Source organism: Rhodococcus sp. P4_F5 (assembly GCF_056401315.1).
In genome coordinates, this window is sequence record NZ_JBFUJP010000063.1 from 18433 (window position 1) to 29070 (window position 10638).

Genomic DNA, 10638 nt, shown 5'->3' on the forward strand with positions numbered 1-10638 from the left:
CTAACACATCGAGGAGCACATCGCCGTGACCACGCCTGCATCAGTAGTCCCAGCCGCCCACGTCCGGGTGCCTGCGGGGACTACCGCCGGTACGGCGGTTCGTGAGGCGGGACTGTCCGGCAAGGGGCCCGACGCGATCGTCGTCGTCCGTGACGCCGAGGGCCAGCTCAAGGACCTGTCGTGGATTCCCGACACCGACACCGAGGTCGAGGCCGTCGCGGCCGACACGGATGACGGCCGCATGGTGATCCGGCACTCGTGCGCGCACGTGCTGGCGCAGGCAGTGCAGGCCGAGTTCCCGGCCGCGAAGCTTGGCATCGGCCCGCCGATCAAGGACGGCTTCTACTACGACTTCCGGGTCGCGGATCCCTTCACCCCCGAGGACCTCACCCGCCTCGAGAAGCGGATGAAGCAGATCATCAAGGGCTCGCAGCGCTTTTCGCGTCGCGTGGTCGACTCGATCGAGGACGCCCGCGTCGAACTGGCAAACGAGCCGTTCAAGCTCGAGCTGATCGACGACAAGTCCGGCATCGACGACCCCGAGGTGATGGAGGTCGGCGGCAACGAGCTGACCATCTACGACAACCTCGACCCGCGCACCGGTGAGAAGGTCTGGAGCGACCTTTGCCGCGGCCCGCACATCCCCACCACCAAGCACATTCCCGCGTTCAAGCTCACCCGGAGCTCCGCCGCGTACTGGCGCGGCGACCAGTCGCGTGAGGACCTGCAGCGCGTCTACGGCACCGCCTGGGAGTCCTCGGAGGCGCTCGACACGCACATGGAGCTGTTGGCCGAGGCGGAGCGCCGCGACCACCGCAAGCTGGGCGCGGAGCTGGACCTGTTCAGTTTCCCCGACGAGCTGGGCTCGGGCCTGCCGGTGTTCCACCCCAAGGGCGGCATCATCCGGCAGGAGATGGAGAACTACTCCCGCCAGCGTCACGTGCAGGAGGGCTACGAGTTCGTCTACTCCCCGCACATCACCAAGGGCCACCTCTACGAGGTCTCCGGCCACCTGGACTGGTACCGCGACGGCATGTTCCCGGCGATGCACATCGACGAGGAGCTCAACGAGGACGGCACGGTGCGTAAGCCCGGCCAGGAGTACTACCTCAAGCCGATGAACTGCCCGATGCACAACCTGGTGTTCCGCTCGCGTGGACGCTCGTACCGCGAACTTCCGTTGCGGCTCTTCGAGTTCGGATCGGTGTACCGCTACGAGAAGTCCGGCGTCGTGCACGGCCTGACCCGGGTGCGCGGCATGACCCAGGACGACGCGCACATCTACTGCACCCGCGAGCAGATGCGTGACGAGCTGACGACCACCCTGAACTTCGTGCTCGGGCTGCTCAAGGACTACGGACTCGACGACTTCTACCTCGAGCTGTCCACCAAGAACCCGGACAAGTTCGTCGGTGACGACGCCACCTGGGAAGAGGCCACCAACACCCTCGCCGAGGTGGCCGAGGCGTCGGGCCTGAACCTGGTGCCGGACCCGGGTGGAGCCGCGTTCTACGGACCGAAGATCTCCGTGCAGGTGCAGGACGCTCTCGGCCGCACTTGGCAGATGTCGACGATCCAGCTGGACTTCAACCTGCCGGAGCGGTTCGAGCTCGAGTACACCGGCACCGACGGTGCCAAGCACCGCCCGGTGATGATCCACCGCGCGTTGTTCGGCTCGATCGAACGGTTCTTCGGCGTGCTCACCGAGCACTACGCGGGCGCGTTCCCGGGCTGGTTGGCGCCCGTACAGGTGGTCGGCATCCCGGTCGCGGAGGCGTTCGAGAAGCACCTGTTCGGCGTCGTCGACAAGCTCAAGGCCGCCGGGGTCCGGGCCGAGGTGGACGTCAGTGACGACCGGATGCAGAAGAAGATCCGCAACCACACCACCCAGAAGGTGCCGTTCATGCTGCTCGCCGGCGAGCGGGACGTCGAGGCCGGCGCGGTGAGCTTCCGGTTCCGGGACGGCACCCAGGTCAACGGCATCCCGGTCGACACCGCGGTCGAGGCCATCAGCGGCTGGATTGCCCGGCGGGACAACGCCTCACCGACGGCGGAGCTGCTCGGCGGTCTGGCGTGAGCGACGACTCGGCAGTGCCGCCGGAGACCTCGCTGACCGACACCGGGCCGGGCGATCCGGACCGGCTGCAGCGTCTGTGGTCCCCGCACCGGATGTCGTACATCGCGGAGGCGCCCAAGACCTCGACGCCCGACGAGGGTCCGTTCACGTTCATCCCGAAGATGAGCGACGAGGAGGGGCTGATCGTCGCGCGCGGCGAGCACGTGTACGCGGTGCTGAACCTGTACCCGTACAACCCCGGTCACATGATGGTGGTCCCGTACCGCCGGGTGGCTGCGCTCGAGGACCTCACCGAGGGCGAGTCATCCGAGCTGATGGCCTTCACCCAGCAGGCGATCCGCGTCATCAAGAAGGTCTCCCGGCCCGACGGTTTCAACGTGGGCCTCAATCTCGGTGCGGCGGCGGGTGGTTCGCTCTCCGAGCACCTGCACCAGCACATCGTGCCGCGGTGGGGCGGGGACGCGAACTTCATCACCGTCGTCGGCGGTGCCAAGGTGATGCCGCAGTTGCTGCGTGAGACGCGGGCGCTGCTGTCCGCAGCGTGGAACGACGGGGGCCGGTAGGTGCTCAGCATCCTCGGGCGCGCGTCGGTGTCGAAGGTGACGGCGCCGCTCGGGCGGGCGTTGATCGGGACCGGTCTCACGCCCGATGCCGTGACCGTCTTCGGCACGGTCGCGACCGTGGCCGGCGCGTTGACGCTGTTCCCGTCGGGGCACCTGTTCTGGGGCACGATCCTCATCTGGTTCTTCGTCATGTTCGACCTGCTCGACGGCGCGATGGCCCGAGCCCGCGGCGGTGGCACCCGCTACGGGGCCGTGCTCGACGCCACCTGCGACCGCATCGCCGACGGCGCGATCTTCGCCGGCCTGGCCTGGTGGGCGGTGTACCACCAGAACAGCAAGTCGCTGCTGGTGGCGACCCTGATCTGCCTGGTCACCTCGCAGGTCATCTCGTACGCCAAGGCGCGTGCGGAGGCCAGCGGGCTCTCCGCCGACGGCGGGCTGATCGAGCGCTCGGACCGGCTGGTCATCGTGCTGACCGGTGCGGGCCTGACCGGCATCGCCGGTCACTTCGGCATCGGCTGGCTGGAGTGGGCGGTGTACGTCGCCATGTGGCTGCTCGCGGCGGCCAGCATCGTGACGGTGTTCCAGCGTGTGCTCGCGGTCCGGAACTCGGCGGGCGCGCGAGAGTTGTTGCCGGTCAAGGAGACGCCGCAGGGCGTGGAGGGTGGAGAGACACAGCGGTGACGTGGAGCGAACGGGCGACCGATCTGGGATATGCGGCCGGCTGGCGGCTCGTGCGTGCCCTGCCCGAGCGGGTCGCGACAGGCCTGTTCGACCTCGGTGCGGACCTTGCCGCCCGGCGGGGTGGAGGGCCGGACCAGTTGCGCCGCAACCTCGCCCGGGTGCTCGGTGTGCCGCCGGCGCAGGTGCCCGACGAGTTGATCCGCGCGTCACTGCGGTCCTACGCGCGGTACTGGCGGGAGGCATTCCGGCTGCCGTCGATGGACCAGGCGGAACTGGGGCGTCGCCTCGATTCCCAGGTGCACGGCCAGGAGCACCTGGACGCGGCATTGGCCGCGGGCAAGGGCGCGGTGGTGGCGTTGCCACACAGCGGCAACTGGGACATGGCCGGGGTCTGGTGCGTGCAGCACTGCGGCGGGCTGTCCACGGTCGCCGAACGGCTCCGGCCGGAGTCGCTCTACCAGCGGTTCGTCGATTTCCGCGAGGGCCTCGGATTCGAGATCTTCCCGCTCAGCGGCGGCGAGACCCCGCCGTTCGGGCAGTTGGCCGCCCGGCTGCGAGCGAACAAGGTGGTGTGCCTGCTCGGAGAGCGAGACCTCGCCCGTCGCGGTGTGCCCGTGACCTTCTTCGGTGAGCCGACGCGGATGCCGGCGGGCCCGGCGAAGCTGGCGATCGAGACCGGCGCGGTACTGCTGCCGGTGCACTGCTACTTCGTCGGCGATGCCTGGGGTTTCCAGATCGACCCGCCGATCGACACCTCGGCCGGCCTGGAGGCGTCCACGCAGGCGCTGGCCGACCGGTTCGCGGCGAACATCGCCGCGCATCCCGAGGACTGGCACATGCTGCAGCCGTTGTGGCGCGCCGACCTGTCGGCGGCCCGCGTGGCGCGGATGGAGTCCTAGATGAAGATCGGCATGGTCTGCCCGTACTCGTTCGACGTGCCGGGCGGAGTGCAGGCGCACGTCGTCGAGCTCGCGCAGGTGCTGATCGAGCGCGGTCACAAGGTGAGCGTGCTCGCGCCGGCCGCGGAGAGCACCGAGCTGCCGGACTTCGTGGTCTCGGCCGGTCGCGCGGTCGCGATCCCGTACAACGGGTCGGTGGCACGGCTGAGCTTCGGACCGGTCGCGTACGCCCGGGTGCGTCGCTGGATCAGCGAGAACGACTTCGACGTGCTGCACATCCACGAGCCCAACGCCCCGAGCCTGTCGATGCTGGCGATGAAGATCGCGCAGGGGCCGATCGTCGCGACCTTTCACACCTCCACCACGAAGTCGTTGGTGCTCAGCACCTTTCAGGGTGTCCTGCAGCCGTACCTGGAGAAGATCTCCGGCCGGATCGCGGTCTCCGAACTGGCGCGGCGCTGGCAGGTGGAGTCCCTCGGGTCGGACGCGGTGGAGATTCCCAACGGCGTCGACGTGCCCGCGTTCGCGACCGCCCGGCCCATCGACGGGTACCCGCGCGCCGGCGGCACCGTGCTGTTCCTCGGCCGCTACGACGAGCCGCGCAAGGGCATGGACACCCTGATCGGGGCGTTGCCGACGCTGGCCGAGCGGCACCCCGACCTCGAGGTACTGGTGGTCGGGCGCGGCGACGAGGACCGGCTCCGGAAGGAGGCCGGTCGCTACGCGAAGCATCTGCGCCTGCTCGGTCAGGTCACCGACGCCGAGAAGGCGTCCGCGATGCGCAGCGCCGACGTGTACTGCGCGCCGAACCTGGGCGGGGAGAGCTTCGGCATCGTGCTGGTCGAGGCGCTGGCCGCGGGCACCGCGGTGGTGGCCAGCGAACTCGACGCGTTCCGTCGCGTGCTCCGTGACGGTGCCGCGGGCCTGCTGGTGCCGATCGGCGACGCGGCCGCGCTGGCCGATGCGCTCGACACCGTGCTCAGCGACCCGGACCGCCGCCGCGCCCTCGTCACGGCCGGCACCGAGGTGGTCGCCGAGTACGACTGGCCGGTCGTCGCGGAACAGATCCTGCGGGTCTACGAGACCGTGACCGTCGGGGCGCAGGGTGTGCGGGTGGAGACCCGATGATGACCTTCTCCGCGACCACCATCCTGGTCCTCGCGCTGGTCGCCGCCGTGGTCGTCGCCGTCGGAGTGTGGGCGTACGCCACGGCGAACCGCCTCGACCGGCTGCACGTGCGCTCGGACCTGTCCTGGCAGGCGCTGGACTCCGCGCTGGCCCGGCGGTCCGTGGTCGCACGCGCGGTGTCCGCGGCGCTCGTGCCCACCGGGTACTCGTTCGGTGGTCCGGTGCCGGGGGCGTCCGACGGGCGGACCCTGGCGGCCCTGGCGGTGAAGGCCGAGCAGGCCGACCGCGGACACCGCGAGACCGCGGAGAACGCGCTGTCCGCGGCGCTGGGCGCGGTGCCCACCGAGGCGCTGCCGCCCCAGCTGGTGGCGGAGCTGGCCGACGCGGAGGCACGGGTGCTGATCGCGCGCCGGTTCCACAACGACGCCGTCCGCGACACCCTGGCACTGCGGACCCGCCGACCGGTGCGCTGGCTGCACCTGGGCGGCACCGCGCCGCTGCCGAGCTACTTCGAGATCGCCGAACGCACCACGGCCGCCGCGACGGGCGGGCTGAGCGTCGACGAGATGCGTACCTCCGCCCGGATCGTGGTGCTCGACGAGAAGGGCCGGGCGCTGCTGCTGCGCGGTCACGACCCGCAGTCGCCGGACGTGCACTTCTGGTTCACCATCGGCGGGGGCGTCGAGGCGGGGGAAAGCCTGCGCGAGACCGCCGTGCGGGAGATCTCCGAGGAGACCGGCCTCGCCGTGGACCAGGCGGCGCTGCGCGGGCCGATGTGGCGCCGGGTCGCGGTGTTCCCGTACGACGGCGAGTTGATCCGGTCGGAGGAACTGTTCTTCGCGCTGCAGACCGCCTCGTTCACGCCGCAGCGCAACGGCTTCACCGAGCTCGAGCGGCGTGCCATCACCGGTCATCGGTGGTGCACGGCCGCGGAGATGCGGGCGATCGCGGCGTCCGGCGAGGTGGTCTACCCGGAGGAGCTGCCGGACCTGCTCGGCGAGGCCAGAGTGGTGGTCGGGCGGGCCGTCGAGCCCGAGGTCCGTTCGATTCGCTGACCGGCCGACCGGCTGACAGGCGCGTCGTCCTAGAATTGAGGCACGCCCGGGCACGGTCCCGCTGGGTCGAGGACCCGGCGGATCGTGGCGCGAGTGTTCCCACACAGGTCACTACCGATGGAGTTTGCCGTGAGCACCGCAGAAACCGCCCCGACCACCGGCACGGCCCGCGTCAAGCGGGGCATGGCCGAGATGCTCAAGGGCGGGGTCATCATGGACGTCGTCACCCCCGACCAGGCGAAGATCGCCGAGGACGCCGGCGCCGTCGCGGTCATGGCGCTCGAGCGCGTCCCCGCCGACATCCGCGCGCAGGGTGGCGTGTCCCGGATGAGTGACCCCGACATGATCGACGGCATCATCGCCGCCGTCTCGATCCCGGTGATGGCCAAGGCCCGCATCGGACACTTCGTCGAGGCTCAGATCCTGCAGTCCCTCGGCGTCGACTACATCGACGAGTCCGAGGTGCTGACCCCGGCCGACTACGCCAACCACATCGACAAGTGGAAGTTCACCGCGCCGTTCGTGTGTGGCGCCACCAACCTGGGTGAGGCGCTGCGTCGAATCACCGAGGGCGCGGCCATGATTCGCTCGAAGGGCGAGGCGGGCACCGGTGACGTCTCCAACGCGACCACCCACATGCGCACCATCCTCGGCGAGATCCGCCGTCTCAGCTCGCTGAGCGACGACGAGCTCTACGTGGCCGCCAAGGAGCTGCAGGCGCCGTACGAGCTCGTGGTCGAGGTCGCCAAGGAGGGCAAGCTCCCGGTCACCATGTTCACCGCCGGTGGCATCGCCACCCCCGCCGACGCCGCGATGATGATGCAGCTCGGTGCCGAGGGCGTCTTCGTCGGTTCGGGCATCTTCAAGTCCGGCAACCCGGCCGAGCGGGCCGCCGCCATCGTCAAGGCGACGACCTTCTTCGACGACGCCGACGTGCTCGCCAAGATCTCCCGTGGACTCGGCGAGGCCATGGTCGGCATCAACGTCGACGACCTGCCGGTGGGCCACCGTCTGGCCGAGCGCGGCTGGTGACCCAGACGTAGCGACGTGACGTAGACGTACTGAGCGCACAGGCGCCACCGCTTCGGCGGTGGCGCCTGCGTCGTTTCAGGCACTGTCCCGTCCGGGGCAGGCTGCTCTATTGTCTACGTATGAATGCAGACAGTGGCGCATGCCGCGGGCGTCTGCCGGACGATCAGGTGGGCCTGGTCGTCGACGTCTTCCGGATGCTGGCGGACCCGACCCGCGTGCAGGTGCTGTGGGCCCTGGTCGACCGTGAGTTGTCGGTGAACGAGCTCGCCGAGCGCGTCGCCAAGCCCGCACCCTCGGTCTCGCAGCACCTGGGGAAGCTCCGGATGGCGCGTCTGGTGCGAACCCGGCGCGAGGGCACGCAGGTCTTCTACCGGCTGGGCAACGACCACGTCCGGCAACTCGTCACCGACGCGGTGTTCAACGCCGAGCACGCCGGCCCCGGGGTGCCCGCGCATCACCGTCCGAACGACGAGATCCGAGCCCTCCGCGACGGAACGGCGGTCGGGGGACCGGCATGACGCCGGCCCGGGATGTCGCGCACGGACACGGACATGGGCACGGCCACGGCCACGGCCACGACAACCGCCACGGATTCGTCCGGGAGTTCTTCGCGCCCCACAGCCACGACCCGGCCGACAGCGTCGACGACGCGCTCGAGTCCAGCACGATCGGGATCAGGGCGGTCAAGATCAGCCTGGTGGCGCTCACGGTCACCGCAGTGGCGCAGGCGCTGGTCGTGGCGGTGTCCGGGTCGGTGGCGCTGCTGGCCGACACCGTCCACAACTTCGCGGACGCGCTCACCGCGGTGCCGCTGTGGATCGCGTTCGCGCTCGGCCGGCGGGCGGCCACCCGCCGGTACACCTACGGTCTCGGTCGGGCCGAGGACCTGGCCGGGCTGTTCGTGGTGCTGATGATCGCCGTCTCGGCCGCCGTCGCCGCCGTGGAGTCGGTTCGCCGGCTCGTCCACCCGCCTTCGGTCCAGTACCTGGGAGCGGTGGCGGCCGCGGGCGTCATCGGTTTCGTCGGCAACGAACTGGTGGCGCACTACCGGATTCGGGTCGGCCGGCAGATCGGGTCGGCGGCGCTGGTCGCCGACGGGCTGCACGCGCGCACCGACGGGTTCACCTCGCTCGCGGTGGTGCTGGGGGCGGGCGGTGTCGCGGCAGGCTTCCCGCTCGCCGATCCTGTTGTGGGACTGCTCATCACGCTGGCAATCCTCGTCGTCCTCCGGTCGGCGGCCCGGGACGTGCTGCGCCGACTGCTGGACGGCGTGGACCCGGAACTGGTGGACGCGGCCGAGGCCGTGCTGGTAGGCGTGCCGGGGGTGCTCGGAGTGCGCAGCCTGCGGATGCGGTGGATCGGTCACCGCCTGCACGCCGACTCCGAGGTGGACGTGCCCGAGACGATGACCCTGGCCGACGCCCACCGGCTCGCGCACCGCGCCGAGTCCACGCTCGTCGGCGCCGTCCCGAAGCTCGGCTCCGCGCTGATCCACGCGTATCCCGCGCATCCCACGGGCGACTGACGGGGCAGAGCTGTTGCTAGCCTGACCAAGTCGGGTTGCCGAGAGAGGGAGCGCCATGTCGTCCATCGAAGAGATCCTCGAACTCGAACGGCTGGAGAAGGACATCTTCCGGGGCATCGTCGCGGACACGATGCTGACCCGCACCTTCGGCGGCCAGGTGGCCGGCCAGGCGCTGGTCTCGGCGGTGCGGACGGTGGACGAGCGGTACCGGGTGCACTCGCTGCACGGGTACTTCCTGCGTCCGGGAAACCCGACGATCCCCACCGTGTTCCTGGTCGACCGGATCCGCGACGGCCGGTCCTTCTGCACCCGCCGCGTCACCGGGGTACAGGACGGGCAGGCGATCTTCACCATGTCGGCCTCGTTCCACGTCGGGGACGTGGGCATCGAGCACGAGGACCAGATGCCGCCGGTGCCGGTGCCGGAGGACCTGCCGGACACCGCCGACATCGCGAGCGACGAACTGTCCTGGGAGTTCCGCGAATGGGCCAACTGGGACCTGAGATTCGTCCCGGAGGACAAGGTGACTCGGCGCACGGGGGTGCCGGCGCAGCAGCAGGTGTGGTTCCGCTACCGCCGTCGCCTGCCCGACGATCCGGTCTTCCACGTGTGCACCCTGGCGTACATGAGCGACATGACGCTGCTCGGCTCGGCGCAGGTGCCGCATCCCGACGCTCAGGTGCAGCAGGCCTCACTCGACCACGCGCTGTGGTTCATGCGCCCGTTCCGAGCCGACGAGTGGCTGCTCTACGACCAGTCCTCACCGTCCGCGGGGTTCGGCCGGGCCCTGACGCAGGGTCGGATCTTCGACCGGGCGGGTCACCTCGTGGCCGCGGTGGTCCAGGAGGGGCTGACCAGGTTGGTCCGCGAGGACTGACAGTTCGCCCAGATCGGGGGTGGTCCTGGTGTCCGCGCTTGCATCGAGTGCACGCCAGGGAACCGCTGGTGGCCCCGTCGGGCGATTCGAGTCAGGCACGCGGGATCGGCGCGTGCCAACTCCAACGGCGCAATCGTCGCGAGTGAGCAGTGGCAGTGCCGGCAGCTTTTCAGGCTTCCTCGGCAGCTGGTCGACCGGGGCAGAGGCTTCTCTGGGAGGTTCCTTGCTGGGCTGTACGGTGAGCCATGCCGTTCCCCGCGTACCGAGTGCTCCGCGCAGGAGCCTTCACACTGGTCGCGATCTTCTTGGTGGGCCTTGGCTACACGATGCTTGTCTACCGCAGCGTCAACGTCCTCACACCGCCGGCGAGAATCGAGTCACTGGGCAGGACGTACCTCCTGGGCAATGACGAGTTCAGTCGCGAGGAATTGAACCAACGCTACGGCCAAACGCACCGCGAGCACTGGACGCTCGAGCGAGTGGGCTTCCTGCCGCCCGTTCACAGCATTTATCAGTGGCAGAACGACGAAGTTCGCGGTGAGGCCACGACGAGCGCCTTTCTGGAATGGGGCAATCGATACGTCGGCTACTCGCTCTCTGGCGGCCCGTGATCATCCGACACCGCTTGATGAGGTGGTCACATTGTCGCCTCATTTTCGGGTCGGTCGGCGGCCGCCTCGGTCGCTTCCTCCGCCCGTCGATGCCGCGGTTGGCATCCGTATCCTCGTTGCCTGCAGCCGAGACGAATTCTGGAACTCGACACCGTGAACCCGGTGCCCACCGGCACCACGGCGTCGG

11 protein-coding genes are annotated in these 10638 nt (G+C 69.7%); all 11 read left to right on the top strand.

From position 1 onward, the window contains the following. Window positions 1–25 precede the first annotated feature (25 nt). The 11 genes from thrS to AC1DU4_RS20540 all read left to right on the top strand — a co-directional run bounded on the left by thrS (window position 26) and on the right by AC1DU4_RS20540 (window position 10451). Complete coding sequence (gene thrS, locus AC1DU4_RS20490; RefSeq protein WP_072843904.1) at window positions 26–2077, top strand: threonine--tRNA ligase; 2052 nt, start codon at window positions 26–28, stop codon at window positions 2075–2077. Further along, a complete protein-coding gene (locus AC1DU4_RS20495; RefSeq protein ID WP_477842926.1) occupies window positions 2074–2640 on the top strand; it encodes an ATP adenylyltransferase in 567 nt (188 codons plus the stop codon). Before thrS ends, AC1DU4_RS20495 begins: the two co-directional genes overlap by 4 nt. Then, entirely contained in the window at window positions 2641–3324 is a 684-nt protein-coding gene (gene pgsA, locus AC1DU4_RS20500; RefSeq protein WP_477842928.1) for a phosphatidylinositol phosphate synthase, read from the top strand. Beyond that, window positions 3321–4223, top strand: a complete 903-nt coding sequence (locus AC1DU4_RS20505; protein ID WP_477842930.1) for a phosphatidylinositol mannoside acyltransferase — start codon at window positions 3321–3323, stop codon at window positions 4221–4223. Before pgsA ends, AC1DU4_RS20505 begins: the two co-directional genes overlap by 4 nt. Continuing rightward, window positions 4224–5351, top strand: a complete 1128-nt coding sequence (locus AC1DU4_RS20510) for a glycosyltransferase family 4 protein (RefSeq protein WP_477842931.1) — start codon at window positions 4224–4226, stop codon at window positions 5349–5351. It abuts the gene before it with no gap. Continuing rightward, window positions 5351–6406, top strand: coding sequence for an NUDIX hydrolase (locus tag AC1DU4_RS20515; RefSeq protein WP_477842944.1), 1056 nt, complete (start codon window positions 5351–5353; stop codon window positions 6404–6406). The genes AC1DU4_RS20510 and AC1DU4_RS20515 overlap by 1 nt, the downstream gene beginning before the upstream one ends. Before the next feature lie 129 nt (window positions 6407–6535). After that, window positions 6536–7438: a pyridoxal 5'-phosphate synthase lyase subunit PdxS gene (pdxS, locus tag AC1DU4_RS20520; protein ID WP_072844223.1), complete on the top strand. Its 903-nt coding sequence runs from the start codon at window positions 6536–6538 to the stop codon at window positions 7436–7438. Window positions 7439–7557: 119 nt separating this feature from the next. After that, window positions 7558–7956, top strand: coding sequence for an ArsR/SmtB family transcription factor (locus AC1DU4_RS20525; protein WP_477842934.1), 399 nt, complete (start codon window positions 7558–7560; stop codon window positions 7954–7956). Beyond that, window positions 7953–8963 (top strand): cation diffusion facilitator family transporter, encoded by a 1011-nt coding sequence (locus AC1DU4_RS20530; protein WP_477842936.1) that lies wholly within the window; start codon window positions 7953–7955, stop codon window positions 8961–8963. The genes AC1DU4_RS20525 and AC1DU4_RS20530 overlap by 4 nt, the downstream gene beginning before the upstream one ends. Window positions 8964–9018: 55 nt before the next feature. Beyond that, window positions 9019–9840: an acyl-CoA thioesterase gene (locus tag AC1DU4_RS20535; protein WP_477842938.1), complete on the top strand. Its 822-nt coding sequence runs from the start codon at window positions 9019–9021 to the stop codon at window positions 9838–9840. Between the two features lie 245 nt (window positions 9841–10085). Continuing rightward, window positions 10086–10451 (top strand): hypothetical protein, encoded by a 366-nt coding sequence (locus tag AC1DU4_RS20540; RefSeq protein WP_477842940.1) that lies wholly within the window; start codon window positions 10086–10088, stop codon window positions 10449–10451. Window positions 10452–10638 lie beyond the last annotated feature (187 nt).

Coding starts and splice junctions, on each gene's coding strand:
- AC1DU4_RS20540 (WP_477842940.1), top strand. CDS start 10,086: ATGCCGTTCCCCGCGTACCGAGTGCTCCGCGCAGGAGCCTTCACACTG.
- AC1DU4_RS20515 (WP_477842944.1), top strand. CDS start 5,351: ATGACCTTCTCCGCGACCACCATCCTGGTCCTCGCGCTGGTCGCCGCC.
- AC1DU4_RS20530 (WP_477842936.1), top strand. CDS start 7,953: ATGACGCCGGCCCGGGATGTCGCGCACGGACACGGACATGGGCACGGC.
- AC1DU4_RS20510 (WP_477842931.1), top strand. CDS start 4,224: ATGAAGATCGGCATGGTCTGCCCGTACTCGTTCGACGTGCCGGGCGGA.
- AC1DU4_RS20525 (WP_477842934.1), top strand. CDS start 7,558: ATGAATGCAGACAGTGGCGCATGCCGCGGGCGTCTGCCGGACGATCAG.
- AC1DU4_RS20535 (WP_477842938.1), top strand. CDS start 9,019: ATGTCGTCCATCGAAGAGATCCTCGAACTCGAACGGCTGGAGAAGGAC.